Source organism: Parabacteroides sp. CT06, from assembly GCF_002257605.1.
Lineage (GTDB): Bacteria > Bacteroidota > Bacteroidia > Bacteroidales > Tannerellaceae > Parabacteroides > Parabacteroides distasonis.
In genome coordinates this window covers 4801344-4820286 of the sequence record NZ_CP022754.1, presented here as the reverse complement: position 1 = coordinate 4820286, position 18943 = coordinate 4801344, and the positions used below count along the sequence as shown (strand labels likewise).

Below are 18943 nucleotides of genomic sequence, written 5' to 3'. Positions count from 1 at the left end.
GAATAACAAATAGATCCAAGATGAAGATATTAGTGACATACGACATGTTCCGCGAGGGATTTACCGAGTTGGAAAGTAAGTACGAGGTAACCTTTCCCGAAGGAAGAGATTTTACGTATGAGGAGGTTTTCGAGATGATACCGGAGTACGATGTGCTCTGCTCCATGTTCGATTTCCCGGTAAACAAAGAGTTGATCGACCATGCGTCGAAATTGCGGCTGATCGCTAACTACGCCGTTGGTTATAATAATATCGATGTGGCCTACGCCCTCGAGAAAGGCTTGACGGTGGCGAATACGCCTGATCCTGTCACGGCCCCTACCGCCAATATCGCTTTAGGCTTGATGCTGGATACCGCCCGGCGTATCACGGAATGTGATCGTAAGCTGCGTACGCTTGGTAAGGACATGAAGGTCGGTGTACTGGAGAACCTCGGTATGCCGGTTACCGGACAGACCTTGGGCATTATCGGTATGGGACGTATCGGCAAGGCCTTGGCGAAACGGGCGAATGCTTTGGGCATGGATGTGATCTACCACAATCGCCGTCAGCTTTGCATCGAGGACGAGACCAAATTGAATGTTACCTACGTCTCCAAGGAAGAGCTTCTGGCGAAAGCCGATTTCGTATCCTTGAACGCCCCTTATACCCCCGATACCTACCATATCCTCGGCGAGGAAGAGTTCAAGCAGATGAAGCCTTCCGCCATCCTGATCAACACGGCCCGTGGCCCGTTGGTGGACGAGCATGCCTTGGTAAAAGCCTTGCGAGAAGGTACGATTCATGGTGCCGGTTTGGATGTATTCGAGTTTGGAGACTATCCTCTCCCCGAGTTATTGGAAATGGACAACGTGGTATTAACCCCTCATATCGGCACCCAGACGATGGAAACCCGTATCATTATGGCACGCACGGTATGCAACAACGTGATCGGTTTCTTGGAGGGCGACCGTCCCGTATCACGGGTACTCCGGCCATGACGGCGGCGTTTATCCTATCCGAGCTACAGTCGGTCGGTACACCCGAGAAGGCGGTTCATTTGAGCCGCTTTTTCAAGACTGGTCCCGGTCAATATGGCGAGGGCGATCAGTTTCTCGGAGTGGTTGTCCCGCAAACCCGCAGCATAGCGAAGGCTAATAAGGCGACTCCTTTCGATGAGCTGCAGCTGTTGCTGGATAGTCCGTGGCATGAGGCACGTCTATGTGCCTTGCTGATTTTGGTCTATCGTTTCCAGGATCGGAAAGCGATGCCGGAAGAGCGGGAAGCCATCTTCCGATTCTATCTGAAGAATATGCGGCGTTGCAATAACTGGGATTTGGTAGATTTGACCTGTCGGGATATCGTCGGCGAATATTTGGTGGACAAAGATCGTTCCCTCCTCTACCGTTTGGCGGAAAGCGAGAATTTATGGGAACAACGGATCTCGATCGTCTCTACGTGGGCATTTATCCGTCGGAATGATTTTGGGGATACCTTGGAGTTATCCGAACGGTTGATCGGTCATAAACACGATTTGATGCATAAGGCGGTTGGGTGGATGCTGCGTGAGGTCGGCAAAAAGGAGCGGCAGACGCTTACCGATTTCTTGGAACGCAACGCTACTCGTCTTCCTCGTACGGCGCTTCGTTACGCTATCGAGCATTATCCGGAACCCGAGCGGCAATATTTTCTAAAGAAGAAATAACATGGATACAAAGACCATCTCTTTACTTCGTGAATGGGCGAAAACGTACAATACGGAATCGTTTATCAAGGATGATCCGGTTCGATTCCCCCATCGGTTTACGGAGAAACGGGATATTGAGATATCGGCTTTCCTGACGGCGTGGATCTCTTACGGTCGCAGGGCGCATATTCTCCAAAAAGCGGAAGAGCTACACCGGCTGATGGGCGAAAGTCCTTACGAGTTTATCCGTACCGGAGAGACTTCTTTCGCTCCCCTACGGAACCGCCCGGTTCGCAGGCGGGATACCTTTTACCGTTTTTATACCTATCATGATCTGCATCTCCTTTGTTGTCGCCTAAAGGATATATACGATACCTACGACTGTATGGAAGACGCTATGGCCGCCGCCGGTCCTTGCGAAGATCCTATCTTGCGGTTGCAACAACTTTTTGCTGATCTCAATGGCATTCCGGTCTTGCACGGGACTTCCGCTTGTAAGCGTCTGGCGATGTTCTTGCGTTGGATGGTGCGTACGGATGGTATCGTCGATCTCGGTATCTGGAGAACAGCCGTGCATCCCCGCCAATTAATCATCCCGTTGGATACGCATGTGCACCAGATCTCCTTGCGCTTGGGCTTGACAGGCCAAAAAACCGCTACCCTTCGTACGGCCCGTGAGATAACGGACGCATTGGCGAAAGTCTTCCCCGATGATCCTTGTCTGGGGGATTTCGCCTTATTTGGCTACGATATAAATCAAGAATAAAAAGATATGGAAGAAAAGAAGATAAATAACATCTCGTCTGTTTGCGTGTATTGCGCGTCCAGCACGAAGATTCCCCCGATTTATTTTGACGCCGCCAAGGAATTGGGGTGTCTTTTGGGAGAGCGAAAACTACGGGTAGTCAATGGTGCCGGGAATATCGGTTTGATGTGCACTGTCTCCGACGCTGCGTTAGCGGCTGGTGGAACGGTAACGGGCGTTATCCCCCATTTTATGGTGGAGCAGGATTGGTATCATAAAGGCTTGACCGAGTTGATTGAGGTCGAGACGATGCACGAGCGTAAACAGCTCATGGCAAACCTCTCGGATGCGGTGATCGCCCTTCCCGGTGGATGCGGTACATTAGAGGAACTTCTGGAGATCATCACTTGGAAACAACTCGGTCTCTACCTCAATCCGATCGTAATCCTCAATATTAATCATTACTATGATCCCTTGTTGGAACTTTTGAGGAACGCCATGAACGAGAATTTCATGCGTCCCCAGCACGCCAAGATGTGGGCGGTAGCCGACACGCCGGAAGAAGCTATCCGTCTCATCTACGCCGAGCCGAAATGGGACGCAAGCCTTCGGAAGATCGCGGCGATTTAAATCTTAAAAATGAATATGATAATGAAAAAACTAGGTTTATTAATGATGTTGTTGCTCCTGTCAAGGATCGCTTTGTTCTGCCAGGCACAGACGGCGGGTATCGAGGAGAAGGAAGTGCTTAGGAATGAAGATGTGATTTTCCATCAGATTGATGAGCATACATGGTTTGGAACAGGTCATTTAATGGCGAACGAGAGCCTGTATCTGGTCGAGGGAGAAACGAAAGCGATCTTGATTGATGCAGGAACAAAGATCAAGGATTTGGATAAGCTAGTGGCTTCCATCACGGACAAGCCGGTTACGCTGGTCGCCACGCATGTGCATCCGGACCATACAGGCTCGGCTATCGATTATTTCCCGGAGATTTATATCAATCCGGCTGATACGATAGGTATACCGGAATTTATGCCGAATTATAAAGGCAAGGTCTGTTTCCTCACAGATGGCGAAATTCTAGATTTGGGTGGGCGTACCCTCGAAGTTGTCTTTACTCCCGGGCATACTCCCGGATCGACCACTTTTGTGGATAAGGATGCCGCTTATGGTTTTAGCGGCGATTCGTTCGGCTCCGGTAATCTATTGCTGGGAGTTGACTTCTCTACGCTAATATCTACTTGTAAGAAGATGAGTGCGGTGATCGAGAAATATGATATCAAATACCTCTACCCCGGACATTATTTCGGAATGAACAAGGAAACCCCTCAACGTGTAAAAGACATGATCACGATGAGCGAGGATATCCTGTCCGGCAAAGCACAAGGCGAGCCTAACCCACAAGGTATGTTGGGGCTAGACCGAGTATACACGAAGTATGGGGTTCGTATAAATTATAAGAAGGAGAGTATGAAATAAATATGAGAACAAGTAGATTTAGCATATATTAATCTTAATATATACAGAGGTTCAAGCTCCTATGATAGAAATACCCCCAAAGTTGTCTATTTAACTCTAGGGGTATTTTATTTTGGAATATTAATTATTCAAAATCCGAACAGTCATATTCATTTTGATTATGATAATCTATGAAACATGTATATTTCATATTTATAGGAGGTCGTACTTGATAAAATTTACCTGCTCTTAGGTAAAAATGGTCATTAGTCCAATTTCCTCGATCTAAATATGTAGTGCCTATTGTTTCTGTCATGCGATGACCATATGCAATTGGATACTCTATGCCTTTTGTTTGATTATGAAAAGTGAGGTTTTGATCTAGTTTTACCTCTCTTGCTTTACTAACACTATAATTAGGTCCAACATATTGTTGTAATATAAGGCGATTTATATTAAATCCAATATAGTTTTGGGCTATCGTTTTGATTGAACAGGCTTTATCTGCATAAAACCTTAAATAAACATTAGCATCAGTATACCATGATTTAACATTTCCACTTGATACATCTTTGGTTATATCATATTCAAGTCTTGCATAAACAGGATCACTGTCTATATCTATTTTGAAATTAATGCGATATGGAGAATCGTCACTATAGTTTGCAAAAGAACAAAAAATTGGTTTACCTGGTGAGGATGCTGAAAACTCTCCTCCCTCTGTAATATAATTTGTGAATTCTTTAATACCTCCTATAGTTTTAACTCCTGTGACCCCTGATCCTCCTGCTATGAAAACTTTCATTTCTGCGCTATTGAAAAAGGCTTCTTGCTCCTTTGTGAGTGTATTATTCTTGTTAATAAATAGCGAATTAAAAGTTTCTTTCACTAATTTGTTAGCTTTTTCATAATCGTAATTTGTTTCTAGTGTGAGAATACCTATTCTTCCATAGGCAATAGAGCTAACGTATACAGGTGAGTATCCTCCTGGTATAGTTCCTGAAATTAGACCATTACTAGGAATATCCATGTCTAATGTGAAATATTTCTGAATAAATTTTATGCAAAGTCCAGAGCTGCGTATGATTCTATATTTATTTTGATATTGCGCAGAAGAAGTTCCCCAAAACAATAATCCTGTATTTTCATTAGAGCCAAAAGTCATTTTTAATTCATCATATGATACAAATTTTTGAACATCAAAACTTAATGTTGCACTTTGTTTTCCTATATTATTTTGTTGCATTAGATCCATGACAAATTGTCTGATATTCAATAAAGAAGGCTCTTTTATAGTTCCTCCTACTTTTTTAGCAGGAAAAGAGACAGAGACATGGACCGGATTGTTTTTTACAGGTATTGGAGTAAATCGTGTCTCTGCAATGCTAGATGCTTCCAATATTGATCCCGGGTATATGTATCTATTCATATTGTCTGGTATTACCATTTCATCCGATCGGGCTGTAATTGTTCTTCCAAATCCATTTGCCCATGCAATATCGGAGATAATATTTACACTTTTTGTAATCGCTTTTTCTTCTAAAATATTTTTAGCAAGAAAAGGTATATGATTATGAGCTGTTATTGTGACAGTGGGTTCAGGATATTTCTCTAAGATTCCTTTAGTCTTATTATGAATAAGGCTATCATCATTTGAACATGATAATCCTCCAAATATGATGATTGTAAATAAAAATATTGATGTAATTCTCATAGTATAATTATTTATAAGGTATGTTTACTCTGAATTTTGCGTAGAATGGAGAATCATCACTTAAGTAGCTTGCTGAATAAAATATAGGATCTCCAGGAACATCCTTACTAAATTCTCCTCCAGCTATAATAAATTCCTTAAATCCGTTAATTCCATCCACTGTTTTCACAGAATAGCTACCATCACCACTTATGATTGCAATTTTTAAGTCTGCTTCACTAATTATTTTCGTTTGTTCACTTGTTAGCTCTAATTTCCCATTTATTATTTTTGCATCAAAGGCTGCTTTTACTGCTACTCTTAATGAATCATATGCATAACTAGAATCGAACATCATTACTCCCATTCTTCCATAGGTTATTGAACTTATATAAACAGGATCGTATGGACCAACATTTGATAATTCATTATTGTTTTTTAAAAGGCATCCATCTGCTGGTAAATCTAAATCAACTGTGAAATTTTTTTGTATAAATTTAGCTACTAATCCACATTTCTTCCTGATCTTTCCTTGCGCAACACTTGTAGATATGTTAAAAACACTTGCAACGTCTATATTGCAATTAAATGCTAATTTTAATTCATTATAATAGGTGAACTGATTCATGTCATAGATAAATGAAACAATCTGTTTGCCTGTCATCCCTTCTTGATTCATTATTTTACTTAAAGATGTTCTTTGCGACTGCAAGCTGGGCTTCTCTATTATATCTCCTACAATCTTAGCAGGAAAAGAGTAGGATATATAAAGAGGGTCTAATTCGTTTGTTAAGCGTTGAAAACGCTGTTCTTCTAGCGAGCCACCTTTCAGTAATGATCCCAAATAGATGTATCTCATTGTATTGGCTGTTGTACCGTGTTCATTTGTTTCATATATGAGTGAATGACCTTTTTTATCCGGCCAAACACTATCCTTAATGAGAAAGGTAGATCGTGTGGTTGCATTTAAAAGAGCTAAGTGTTCTTTACTGCCAGTTTCAATGTCTATGACTTTCTGAGGATATTTGGATAGTGTTAAGACTTGATCCTTTTTACTATTGTCTGGATTTTTGTATATATCTTCATTGTCAACGCATGAAGAAACTACAAGTGAAGCAGTTAGTAAGATAAAGATTTCTTTTTTCATGATAATATATATTTATAAGGTGAATAATTGCTGTGTTAATTTTGTTGCATTTTAATATAGGATCTTTATATATCAAATGTTCCAATTGAAATATTTATGATCGGAAGGATAAGATACTGCTCTCCTTTAGTTTGTGGTTGCTCAAATATTTGCTCATAGATTGGAGATGGTTTTAGGTCAAAATTTAAATTTGCATTTTTAGTGTAAAAAGCACAAAACCATTCAGGAATTCCATTCATGTTGTATGCTCCATATCTCTCGATAATTATTTTGTAAAAACCGATTTCTTTCCCTTCTTTTACTATATTAGTAATACCTCCATAATTAGTTCCAATCTTATATTTTAATCCTTTTAAAGGATGGTGCTCTTTTTCTGATAATTTGTTGTTAATATATTTTTCTTTTATACATTGCAGAGGTATTTCGAATCTGCCTCCGGCTGAATGTAGTATGAAGGGATTTTCTTTAGTTATAATCAAATATTTAAAATCTACTTTGTTTTTTGAGATTAACTCAATTAATTTGTATTTAGTCTGATTATTGTCAAAATTAGTATTAACGAGGGTCTTTTTTTCAACTAGTAATTCATACTCATACCCTTTTTCATAATGGAAACCCTCGATCGCAGAAATATTTATTTCTTGAAAATCGACTTGATTTTCTTCTTTTGCTAGTATATATTCATGATTTTCAATATCTTCATTTTGGATTCTATTTGTTTCTGATAAAAGAAATATTTTGACAGTTTCTGTTTTGATTAGAGGGGTGTCTTCTTTATTACAGCTGCTTGTATAAAGTGCTAATAATAATATATTTAATAAATGTCTAGTTTTCATATATTGAATTTTATGTATATTTGTGTAAATATTTACTTTGTTAAAGTAGATATTTATTGATTTTATAGTGATGAATATATATTAACTACTTGAGATGCCGTATGAATAAATGATAATTTTTATCATGATTGTTTTCTTTGTAAAAGTGAAGGTTTCTAAATTATTGATTTTTGCTGTAAATAACAAAGCTGCTAATCTTTATATAATTTATAAATGTGATTATATTTGTGCTAGTTTGTATTTCTTCCTAATGTTTTCAAGGATACTAAATGTCTTATCCAACTCCTCCTTCGTATGCATAGCTGTTAAGCTGAAGCGAAGACGGGATAATTTTTCCGGTACAGCTGGATAACTGATTGGGTTTACATATATTCCTTGCTCAAATAATATGCGAGCTGCTTCTTTCACATAGTGTTCATTACGTACCATTACGGGGAATATCGCTGATTCGGTATTACCATAATCAAGACCTAAGGTTTCAAGTCCGGTTTTAAAATATTCGATATTGTCGGCTAGTGTGTTTCTCCATTGGGGTTCTTGGTCAATCAGTTGGATGGCTTTTATTGCGGATGCGGCGGTTTGGGGTGTAGCGGCAGCGGAAAATATATTTTGCCTTGAATAATATCTGAGTAAAGTTATGATCTCTTTTCTGGCTATGGCATAACCTCCCACGCATCCGAAAGCTTTGCTGAATGTTCCGGTAATTATATCTACTTTGTCGAGAAGATCATAATCCTCAATAATTCCTCGGCCTGTTTTGCCTAATACACCAATACCATGAGCGTCATCAACAATGAGGAATGCGTCATGCTCTTTACATACGGTATAAATTTGATCAAGAAAGGCGATATCCCCATCTTGGGAGTAAACGCCATCAATAATTACAAAGCGATTTTTGAAGCTCTTTGCGTTGTTTAGGACATGCACCAAGGAATCGATGTCGTTGTGAAGGAACCTCTTTGTATTGGTACATAAACAACCGTCAAATACACTCGCATGAGTAAACATATCCATGATTGCGATATCTTCTTTACCCATCATGGCTAGTAATGTGCTACAATTTGCGGCGTATCCGGATGTATAGGTTATTGCATACTCATTTTTCAAGAAATGAGCGATCTCTTGCTCTAACTGCTCATGCAAGAAGTTGTGCCCGCCAATCAAAGGGCTGGCCCCCGCTCCGGCTCCATATTGTTCAAGCGCATCAATCCCTGCTTTTATAACCTCTGGATGGTGTGATAAGCCCAGATAATCATTGGAAACGAAACTGATCATTTCTTTTTCTTTATTTGAATATGGATCGATCACTCTCATGTGGGCACTAGAACCGGTCAAAGAGATGACACGATAAGGTAAATGCTGGATTCTATGTCTATACGATATATAATCATCAACCTGTTTTGCTCTGGTTAATAAGTCTTGACCTCTATTTTCGAAGTCTTTTAATGTCATGTTGTCAAATTCGTTTTGCATATAAACTCCTCTCTTTTAATTTGACAAAATTATTGACAGTTATTATATTATGAAATGAAACTATTTTAATTATTTACTTAGGTTTCTTGCTTTATAAAGAAGATTTAACACAACAGATTCTTCATTATAATTCTCTAACGCAAAAGTGGAACGAAAAATAAGTTGTCTTATTAATGAACTTTTCTCCTTATTTGACTTAATCTTTGAGGGGTGACTCCTATGTAAGATGCCAAATACTTTAATGGTATATTATTAATCAGTTCTTTTTCTTTGGTTATAAGATCCTCATAAATAGCTTCGGCGGAGGAACCAAGTAGCAAGGTCTCTCTCGTTATTTTCCGGCATAAAGCATCTTCGAGAACAATTCTTGCGATCTTATTTATGTTTAGGGAGGTTTGATATAAATCTGCTAAGTCTTGCTTCGATAATTTCCAGATTACACAGTCTGTTAATGCTTGTATATGTATGAGTGATGGCTGATTTTCCTTAAGGGAAAAGTACGAGTTGGCGAATTCACCCGGGAAAGAAAACCAAAAGGTGACTTCTTTGTCCGGATCACCATATTCTTGTGCAGTCCAATAGCGTAGGATACCACTTTCTATGAAATAAAGATATTTTTCGTAATCACCGATTCTTATGGTAAACTCGTTTTTCTTGATTTCTTCACGTTCGAAGTGTTCACAAAAAAATTGTTGTTCTTCGTGTGTTAATCGTAGTCCTTTATTTAAGGAGTCTATAATGTTAACGGATTGCTCTATTAATAATGCGATGTTGGTTTTCATGTGTTTAGTATGTTTAGCTGGTTATGTTAATATATTCTAAGAACAAAGATAATGCTAAAAGCTGGATAATCAAGATTTATTCAAGGTAACTGCACCAAAATATCTATGAAATAGAGATTAGGAAGAAATACTGTTCAGATCTGATGATAAGGTAGGCTTATTGTATATTTCCATATACGCTCTTGTTTTCTGTCGTGTGATTCAGTAAAAACATGTACGTGTTTTCCGAAAAACATGTACGACTTTTTCCAAAAACACGTACGTGTTTTGCGGAAAGTATAATCGTCTTTTTAAGATGTTTATGTTCAATGATTTATATAAGAACATTATTTACGTGCTTATTGTCTAGGATTTGCCTTGGGATACGTATGCTCTAAATAGACTCCGGATACTGAAAATCGGGTGGGAAAAGTAAACAGGGATCGTTGGCAAACTTACCAGCGATCCCACTAAATCCCTATTATAATTTCGCTTGATTCACTTGCGGCGTGCGGATACCCGGTTTCAATTCTCCGTTGATGATGGTTAATCGGCCATCTTGGATAACCGCTCCCGCTCCGGCACGGGCCAACTGCTCATATTCGCCCAGATCGCTCCATGCTTTCGTGGATAGGTCGTATTGAAGTAAGGTGGTATTGAATCGGTACCATTCTACCGGATGGTGCATATAGGCCTTGGCTTCCGCTTGCAGGCGGGTAATGGCCGCTGAATCTTGCGCCGCCTCCGCTTTCGCTAAATGGATCGGTCGGGCGATGGCGGCTAGGAAACAATCGTAGTTCACACCTCCCATAAATAAGATTTTATCCGTTTGGAAAGTCACGGCACAGCCTCCTGTTAGGGTACGGTTCGCTCCGTCCTTAAACGGGGGAAGAACGGTCTCTTGTTGCCAGGTAAAAGTTGCCGGGTCGAATACCAATACATCCGTCGGGACGATCGGTTCCTCTTCGTTTAGGATGGGCTGGAAGCCTCCGGCTAGATAGATACGTGTGCCGTTGGGACTTTCTCCGGTCGCTAATACCGGCTGTACACGGGCTGCTCCCGGGAAGTCCGGTAGTTGTTCCCATCCCTTTTCGATATTCGCTAGGTTGAGGCGTAAGAAGGTATGGCAGGGCTGTCCGTTCTCATTTCCCCCTGCTACGTAAATCTCCTGTCCGGTAAAAGCAGCCGAGAGATTATCCATTGGAGATGGTAAGGAGGGTAAGGCGCAAACCGTTACCTCTCCTTTCGTGGGGTTATAGGAGATGCGGGAGACCTCCACCAAGGAAGAATCACTGTTGTTTCCTCCGATGCAAACGATACCTTCTGGGGTGGAAACCGTAGCGCCGTAGGCGACGGGACGAGGCAGTCGGTCGATCTCTTTCCAGCCTTCGGGAAGAAGGACGAATATCTCGCTATAATATCGCTTGGCTCCTCCCTCGGTGACGGGTTTGTCCGGAAAGTTGCAACCTCCGGCAACGATCAATACGCCGTTATGGATGCCGGCGAACGGGGCGGAAACGCCAAGGGAAGCCGTATTGGCTGCTCCCGGTAGATCCGGTAATTTTGTCCAGTTTATCATGGTGTTCTGTTTTTTAGATACAGGCTGGCCGCATCCCGCTACGCAGAGTAGCAGGAGGAACAACCAGCCGGTGATTTGTTGTTTATTATGCATAGCTTATTCTTTTATTGCCCGGAACGTAGAGGCCGGCATGCCCGCCTCGTTTATAAGATTCGCTCTCGTGAAGGGTTGCCAGCCGTAGCGTACCAGCTTCGGGTGAGTCACTTGATCGTTCCACACCTTTACTTTCCCGTTCTCTACCACGGCTTGCGCCGGATAGTAAAGTCCTTCCTGCTCGGCGATCTCGAATGTACGGATGGGGTCCCCATCGGAAGTTGTCAAGCCCTTTGCGTAATCGAAAGTGATATAGGCGGCGTTATCGGTAAACGTTGCGCTGCGGAACAAAGGGCCGGATGGGATTACGTTATGTCCGTAGGTCTTGTTCAAGGCCCAATGTGCCAGTCGTTCGCCAATCTCTTTTTTTCGGGTAGGGTGAACGTTTAAAGAATCCCCGCGATCGCTACTAACGGCCATACCCGTATTCGATACGGTTTGCGCCAGGCGGCGTTGGCTGTCCCTGAACCAAGTCCAACTCGGGCGGTCTATGCTGGATAGTTGGACATAGTAGAAAGGCAGGGCTGCGTTCCAATTCTGGCGCCAGCTGTTCACCAATAACGGGAATAATCGTTCGTGTACTTTCATATTATGGGCGTTCGATTCTCCTTGGTACCAAATAATCCCTTTGATGGGATATCGATGAAGGGGTTGGATACCCGCCTCGAACAGATAACAAGGCTCATACGGATGGCGTTGGAGCGGGTTGGACGCTTGCTTGATGTTTAAGGCCGCCCGTTCACGTACCCAATCTTGGATAAAGTCGTTCTTCGTCCAATCCTGTAAGATATCCGGAAACTCGAATTCCAGTGTTTTCCGGTCGATCCATGCCTCCGTAGGCGAGCCGCCAACAGCGTTCAATATCAATCCTACGGGTACTTGTAAGCTATCGGCCAGCATACGCCCGAAGGCAAATCCTATGGCCGAGAAGCGTGCGGTATTCCGCGTGTCGCATACTTCCCATTGGGCGTCGTGGTAATATTGCAGGCGGTTCAATGAATCCAGTACGGAAGCGTCCCATTCCACGGCGTAGGTCTCCCAGCGGGGCTTTAGGTCGAATAAACGGATTTGCGAGTGTTGTTTCGCGTAATCCAATTGTTGCTGTTGTTCTTCCTTTACGCTCTCGTTTACCCGGAACGCCATGTTGGATTGTCCGGAGCATAGCCAGACTTCCCCGGCTACTACATCCCGATAGTTCAGCGTGCGGCTGGGGGTAGAAACCGTTAAGGTATAGGATTTCCCGCTTACCCGTAAGGGATCGAGCGTGACAGTCCATTTCCCGTTCGTACCGGCTACGGTCTCCTTCCTTTGTCCGGCGAGGGTAACGGTTACTTTCTCCCCTTGGTTGGCGATGCCAGATATAGGAAGCGGTTGATCCCGTTGCAAGACCATCCGGTCCGAATAGATGGCAGGAAGCTGTAATCCTCCGTAATCGCCGGTTAGCGCCCCATAAACGGTGCGGGCCAAGATACCGGCACCTTCAGCGTTTGGATGCAATGCGTCGGGCAATAGATCCGGACGGTCATATAATCCTTCCTGCAAATCGACCAAGGTCGCGCCGGCTATCCGGGCGATTTCTTCGATAAGCGCTTGCTCCATCCAGTACCAGTCTCTTGTACCGGATTTAAAACGAGGATGGCGGTGAGATATCGGAGTCATACGACAAACCCATACCTTGCATCTCGGATTGGCTTTCCGGAAGGATTCGATCAAGGAAAGATAGTCCCGGACGAAATCATCCCGGTAATTCGGCCATGCCCGAGGGTCCGTATCGTTCAATCCCAGATGGATGATCACGTAATCCCCGGCAAACCTCAGTGCCTTTTGATACGCCTCTTGTTGGGTATAAGGACGATATCCCTTGTTTAATAAAGTAGCCCCGCTATGCCCGAAGTTCTCCACTTCGTAGGCATCTCCAAGCATCTGTTGCAATTGGGCCGGGTAGCAGTTTGTTTCCCTGTTCTTGATTCCGTAGCCGTAGGTCACGCTATTACCTACGCAAGCCACCTTGATCTTTTGCGCTTGGCTCATAAATGCGAAAGCGAGGAAGATGGATAAGATTCCTATTATTTTTCTCATTTCATTCAACCGAATTAGACGTTATTTAAGTTGTTTATCCGGAGAGTAAACCAGTCCTTCCACCGCTTTCTCTCCATCCGGGGTGACGCAAACGAACGTAAACATCCATTTCACCAGACGGACCTCGGGGGTATTGAACGTACCGACCGGAAGCTTCATGAACACCTTGTTCCAGCCTTTTTCCAGATGGACCGGGGTTGGTTTACGGCTTACGCAGTTCTCGTTCCCCAGTGGGATCTCATTGGACTTCTCCCGGTGGGTAGCGGTCCATACGGGGGGCGTTATCTCTTGATCATTTACCCAGATACGGCTTTCTTTATAATCCCATTTTCCTTGCATTGGAGGTAGATCCATTTCAGAACGGCTATAATTTTGAAATTCGATCCACGTACCTACCTCTTGCGCCTTGGGCGAATAGATCCAAGTCCATGCGTAAGCGGTATGGTTCGGTTGCGGGTCTTTATAGGCACCGGGAACCTGCGGTCCCCAGACATGGCGCAGGTAGATACCGGCACCGATGGCGTCGTGCGTACCGTAATTTTTCCCTTCATAGGTATATTGCGCTTGAAGCGACTTTTCCGGAGGGAAAGAACGGGTCAGTTCCCCTTCATTCGGGAAAGGGTCGGTGATACGCCATCTCACGTTGGTTTGCTTGACGTAGGCGAACGGGTATCCTTGGAAATGATGTTCTTTATGCCATAACATCCGCCGCTCAAAATCGACAAATGCCTTATGTTCCTCGTTATCGGGATCGATAGGCAGCATCGTTCCGTTCTTATCGAAATATTGATAGCCGCCGCCCAACCAAGAACGTTCGGCGATCGCTAATAGATTCGGATACAAATTATTCTCCCGGATCAATTTGTCCTCCGGCTGTACGACCCGGTCGTGCCATACGGCAAGGATCGTACCCGCCAAATCATGGCTTCCTTGCGGTTCATTGTAAATACGGCTTTTGTATAAGCCGATCAAGTCGGCGAACGTATCAAAATGGTTGATATAATGGAAACGGGAGTCGATCGCAGGAATGCCCGGTCGCGCTTTTCCCCGGTAACTCCACATTTGCTCCATGTCGATCTCACCCGGTTTGTACTTCCATCCCGGGTTCCAAGAGATCACTTGTTTCCCTTTCGCACGGATATAAGCGACCATCTCGGGTACGAACTTCGGATTGGTAAACTTTACCTCGTCCGTACCGATATGTAAGTAAGGAACCTCCTCGAATACCTCGCAAACCTCATCCATCAATAGTTTTAAGATCGCCATACCCTCCTTGCTCTGCATATCATGACGGAAGGCCCGTATGAAAGCGGCGCTATGTCCCGGCATATCTACCTCCGGGATGAGTAGTACGTTATGTTCTTTACAAAAGCGAACCAGCTCCTTTGCCTCCTCGATCGTGTAATATTTTCCGGGCATACGGCTCATATTGCAGCTGTCGTTCAGCATCGGAAAGATCTTGCTCTCCAGACGCCAAGCTTGGTTCTCCGTGAGATGCCAATGAAATACGTTCATCTTGTAGCGGGAAAGTACCTCGATCTCCCGTTTCAGTTCTTCCATGGAGATATAGCTCCGCCCTACGTCTTGCATGAATCCTCGTATGCGGAAAGCAGGCCAGTCGGTGATCTCGCAACCTTGGATGGAATATCGCTTCCCTTGCCGCTCGGTCAGTTGGCGCAAGGTTTGTATCGCCCAATAAGCTCCTTGCTCGGATACCGCCCGGATGGTTATCCCCCGGGAAGAGACGCTTAGTTGATAAGCCTCCTCGGAGTTGAGGGGGATTCCGTCCAATTTGTCAACCAAGGAAACCTCTATCTTGTATCGGCTGTCCGGTTGGACGCTTACCGGCAGCTCCTCCAAGAATTCCATTAGGATGGAACGGAGTTTCCCTTCGGAAGAAACTGCGATTTCCTTCGGATGGAACGAAGCGTTTGTCCGGACGTATTTTTGGGGCAAGGGCAATAAAACAGGATTCCGGGCCATCAGAGGCCCGGAATACAAGAAACTTAAAACAATTGCAAAATGCAGTATATATCGCATATACTTAGATTATTGATGAATGATATCCTGTAATTTGATAGCTTGGAAGGTCATATGTGCTACGCTTGACTCGTAGAAGATTCCTACCGTTTCCTTATCGATCATCGAAAGACAGGAATATCCCCACCCCTCGGCCTCGTCTAATAAGACTTGATGCTCCGTGGGCCAAGTAAGTCCACCGTCCAGACTCGCCTTGATCGTGATATGATTACGCCCTTTCGTCGTGTTCGGATTGGAGAAGAGTAGAAGGTCCTTGCCGGTGATGTTATCCTTGGCGTTTACCTTGATCAAGCTGGCCATACAAACGGATTCCTGTAAGGCGCTACGGCTGGAAGGATGCTCTGTCCATGTCTTGCCTAAATCCTTTGTGGTGGCCACGGCACGGCTACCGCCCCGGTTATCACGCATATTTAACATCAATACGCCCGGCTCTACCTCGGCAACTTGCGCCTCTGTGGTATTCGTGCGGGCTAAGTTATGCAGGTGCCATGTTTTCCCGCGGTCTTTGCTATACATAATGCCGGCGTTGGGCACACGGGTAGCGTCGATAAACTGGATCGGGAAGACCAAGGTACCGTCTTGCATCGTGATGCCTCGTCCCGGGCCTTGCAATAGGAAATACCAAGACGGGTCTTTTACTTGGGAGGTGATATTGATCGGTTCGCTCCACGTCTTACCATCGTCCTCACTTTTCACGAGCATAAGTTGGGCGGTCTCGTCCGGTGTCATTCCCGGCATGGAGTTCCACCAAGCCCGTTCGTTACCCATACCATGCGTCCACGCGGCTACTACCCAGATCGTATTGGTCTTTTCGTCTACCAAGATCGATGGGTCTCCCACGCCGTTTTGTCCGTGGGGCAGGCCATCCGTTTGTTTGAAAGTCATGGCTACTCGCATCGGTTCCCAAGTTTGTCCCTTATCGGTACTGCGGCTTACTCCGATATCGATTTTCTCTTGCAGGTCCACGCTGCTATTATAGCGAATATCGTAGACTCCAAGTAATGTTCCGTTATTCGTCGTCACTAATCCCGGGATGCGGAAGGCCGCCGATCCGTCATCCCCGGCTTGGCGTACGCCGATACCTACATGGCGTTCGTCCACCTTTCCTTTCCAAGTGATGTCGATCGGTTTGTTGTTGATCTGTGCGTTAGGCATCGTGGTCGCTACTTTTGCCAATAAGGAAGTCTCTGGCTTCATCTGGATACTTACCCAGAAATAGTTGATGCCTTTAAGCATCGGTTGCTTAGAGGTTAGTTTTACCGTGCGCGACAAGGGGGCGCTAACCTCATCTTGCCGTACGGAATAAGATTCAAGAGCCTTACGGGTATTTCCCGGTATATGGCTGGATATGTACGTAACGGGACTGAAATGTTCCCCTTTGCGGGATGGAGCTTCCACTCCGCTATAAAATAGACGTATCGCTTGGATGTCCGACAGGTCGACATTGTCTCCGATCTGTATCGTGATCTCGTTTAATACATCCCCTTTTTGGGCCGGTATCCGCATCTCGTAAAGTACATTGTCGATCCGGTCTATCAAGATGGGGATTTGTTGCTCTCGCACATAAAGACTGTCTGCCGCAAAAGCCGTTTGTACGATGAAAAGAAGGCAGAAATACAGGAAAGTTTTTTTCATGATGTTTTTTGTTTGTAGGTTGAAATTAATAGATATGTGAATTCCAAAGGTAGCGATATTCATTCATATGAACAAAGCCCCTTTGGAATTCGTGCCAAAAACCTAGTTATATCCAATCGCCTTAAACCTATGTACGATTAGTATCCGGGAGTCTGTTTCAATGCGGGGTTGTTTGTCAATGCCCCTTCATTGATCGGCCATAATAAACGTGATTCTTGTGCTGTGGTATATTTTAATACATAATCCTTACCGAAGCGTCTCAAGTCGTACCAACGTTTACCCTCAAAGAAGAACTCGCGAAGTCTCTCTTTAAGGATAGCTTCCATCACATTCTCGTCGCCCGCCTCAAACGGGTTATCGTTATAGAAACTTCCTTTGTCATTCGGATAAGCCACCTCGTTCTTATGTGCGTTAAAATATTCGGAACCGTAAGCACGCTCGCGAACGGCGTTGATCTCTGTAGAAGGATCTTCTCCGAGCAAGGCCTTAGCCTCGGCTAATAATAGCAAGGCATCCGCATAGCGATAGATAGGATAATCATCGTACCAACTTCTCTCGTTACTACCTTCCAAGGTGGTTCCTTGGAACTTGTATTGGATTGGTGCGATATACTCCAAGGTGCCGTCTTCGTGCTTTTTATAAACGGCCTTCAAGGTACCTTTCAAGCGGGTATCACCTTCGCGGAATGATTTTAGGTAATGATCTTTCTTTACTTGGTAGCGCATTAAGCCTTGTAGGTTGTATCCCGGTATTTCAAGGAATGGAGTTCCTGTCTCGTCACAGTAGCCTGCCATGTACTCACGTTGAGGTACCATATTGTTACGCCAGTTATAGTCTCTCCACATCATGAAATCATCCTCCTTACCACTATGGAGTGCGAAGATCATCTCGCTGTTCTCCTTATTGTTGAAAGAGAAAACGTCCGTGAATTTCTCTTGCAGCTTTAAGTTGCCGTTTTGTTGAAGATCTTGCAAGGCTGTCTTGGCTACGGTATAATCGCCCGTGCCGCCACCCATCTGGCGTCCGCTCCATAGATAAACCTCACCTTTCAGCATCAAGGTAGCGGGTTTAGACCAATAACACTTTCCTTGTTTATAAGAATAATCTCCGCCAAAAGCTTTTTCCGAGGCATCGATATCCTTCTTGATCAGATCCATCACCTCACTCGCTGGAGAAGCGGCCTTATCAAGGTGAGAGATGTCCAATTCGCTACCTAAGGTTGGCTCCGTAGTAATGATAACGTCTCCCCAAGAGCGTAACAAATGGAAATAGATATAGGCGCGTAAACCGTAAGCCTGCCCTAAGTAATAGTTCTTTTCGGCCTCGCCTAATAAATCGGTCTCGTTCGTTCTACGGATCATCAAGTTGATTTGGTTCAGTGTCGTATAAAAATTAGCGAAGTTGCTGATTCCTGTAAACTCTGCGTTGATCGTATTGTATGAGAAACGCTCTACGCCTTGGGTAGCCTCGCCTCCGAACGGCTGATCTCCGTAGATGTCCGAGCGAGGTTCGCCCAATACGAATATGTTATAACTGGATTGTGAACGGAGCAATCCGTGTAAACCTATGTTGAATGCCTTAAACTGGTCCGGGGATTTCCAATAGTTTGCGTCGGAAATACTACTTACGGGTTCCATGTCCAAGGAGTCGCATCCGCTGAAATTCAGTAATGAGACTGCTGCCATCATGGCTATAATTATCTTTTTCATAAATGTCTGTCTTTTTTAATGGGTTT

15 protein-coding genes are annotated in these 18943 nt (G+C 44.0%); 5 read left to right on the top strand and 10 right to left on the bottom strand.

All coding sequences use genetic code 11. From position 1 onward, the window contains the following. Window positions 1–20 precede the first annotated feature (20 nt). From CI960_RS21035 to CI960_RS21015, 5 genes are read left to right on the top strand one after another with little or no spacing between them, the layout of a single operon-like run. Window positions 21–980, top strand: a complete 960-nt coding sequence (locus tag CI960_RS21035; protein ID WP_005860460.1) for a 2-hydroxyacid dehydrogenase family protein — start codon at window positions 21–23, stop codon at window positions 978–980. Next, a complete protein-coding gene (locus CI960_RS21030; protein ID WP_005860462.1) occupies window positions 977–1684 on the top strand; it encodes a DNA alkylation repair protein in 708 nt (235 codons plus the stop codon). The genes CI960_RS21035 and CI960_RS21030 overlap by 4 nt, the downstream gene beginning before the upstream one ends. 1 nt (window position 1685) lies before the next feature. Further along, window positions 1686–2432 (top strand): TIGR02757 family protein, encoded by a 747-nt coding sequence (locus CI960_RS21025; RefSeq protein ID WP_005860465.1) that lies wholly within the window; start codon window positions 1686–1688, stop codon window positions 2430–2432. Between the two features lie 6 nt (window positions 2433–2438). Further along, window positions 2439–3041: a TIGR00730 family Rossman fold protein gene (locus CI960_RS21020; protein ID WP_005860467.1), complete on the top strand. Its 603-nt coding sequence runs from the start codon at window positions 2439–2441 to the stop codon at window positions 3039–3041. Window positions 3042–3062: 21 nt separating this feature from the next. After that, window positions 3063–3893: an MBL fold metallo-hydrolase gene (locus CI960_RS21015; RefSeq protein WP_005860469.1), complete on the top strand. Its 831-nt coding sequence runs from the start codon at window positions 3063–3065 to the stop codon at window positions 3891–3893. A 124-nt stretch (window positions 3894–4017) separates the two neighbouring features. Here the strand turns inward: CI960_RS21015 and CI960_RS21010 are convergent, their stop codons facing one another. The 10 genes from CI960_RS21010 to nanU form a co-directional block, all read right to left on the bottom strand. Further along, window positions 4018–5586 carry a thiol-activated cytolysin family protein gene (locus tag CI960_RS21010; protein ID WP_005860471.1) on the bottom strand — a complete coding sequence of 523 codons (1569 nt, stop codon included), beginning with the start codon at window positions 5584–5586 and terminating at the stop codon, window positions 4018–4020. 7 nt (window positions 5587–5593) lie between these two features. Then, window positions 5594–6712: a thiol-activated cytolysin family protein gene (locus CI960_RS21005; protein WP_005860474.1), complete on the bottom strand. Its 1119-nt coding sequence runs from the start codon at window positions 6710–6712 to the stop codon at window positions 5594–5596. 65 nt (window positions 6713–6777) lie between these two features. Beyond that, window positions 6778–7548 (bottom strand): DUF4377 domain-containing protein, encoded by a 771-nt coding sequence (locus CI960_RS21000; protein ID WP_005860476.1) that lies wholly within the window; start codon window positions 7546–7548, stop codon window positions 6778–6780. A 219-nt stretch (window positions 7549–7767) separates the two neighbouring features. Further along, on the bottom strand, window positions 7768–9021 hold the full coding sequence (locus CI960_RS20995; RefSeq protein WP_005860478.1) for an aminotransferase class I/II-fold pyridoxal phosphate-dependent enzyme: 1254 nt from the start codon (window positions 9019–9021) through the stop codon (window positions 7768–7770). A gap of 170 nt (window positions 9022–9191) precedes the next feature. Next, window positions 9192–9803, bottom strand: coding sequence for a Crp/Fnr family transcriptional regulator (locus CI960_RS20990; protein ID WP_005860480.1), 612 nt, complete (start codon window positions 9801–9803; stop codon window positions 9192–9194). Window positions 9804–10263: 460 nt separating this feature from the next. After that, window positions 10264–11454 (bottom strand): cyclically-permuted mutarotase family protein, encoded by a 1191-nt coding sequence (locus CI960_RS20985; protein ID WP_094582555.1) that lies wholly within the window; start codon window positions 11452–11454, stop codon window positions 10264–10266. Window positions 11455–11457: 3 nt separating this feature from the next. Then, entirely contained in the window at window positions 11458–13533 is a 2076-nt protein-coding gene (locus CI960_RS20980; protein ID WP_005860484.1) for a GDSL-type esterase/lipase family protein, read from the bottom strand. A 21-nt stretch (window positions 13534–13554) separates the two neighbouring features. Beyond that, entirely contained in the window at window positions 13555–15573 is a 2019-nt protein-coding gene (locus tag CI960_RS20975; RefSeq protein ID WP_005860486.1) for a family 20 glycosylhydrolase, read from the bottom strand. Window positions 15574–15582: 9 nt separating this feature from the next. Then, window positions 15583–17208 (bottom strand): sialidase family protein, encoded by a 1626-nt coding sequence (locus CI960_RS20970; protein WP_005860488.1) that lies wholly within the window; start codon window positions 17206–17208, stop codon window positions 15583–15585. Window positions 17209–17345: 137 nt separating this feature from the next. After that, window positions 17346–18917 carry a SusD family outer membrane lipoprotein NanU gene (gene nanU / locus CI960_RS20965; protein ID WP_005860490.1) on the bottom strand — a complete coding sequence of 524 codons (1572 nt, stop codon included), beginning with the start codon at window positions 18915–18917 and terminating at the stop codon, window positions 17346–17348. Between the last annotated feature and the right edge of the window lie 26 nt (window positions 18918–18943).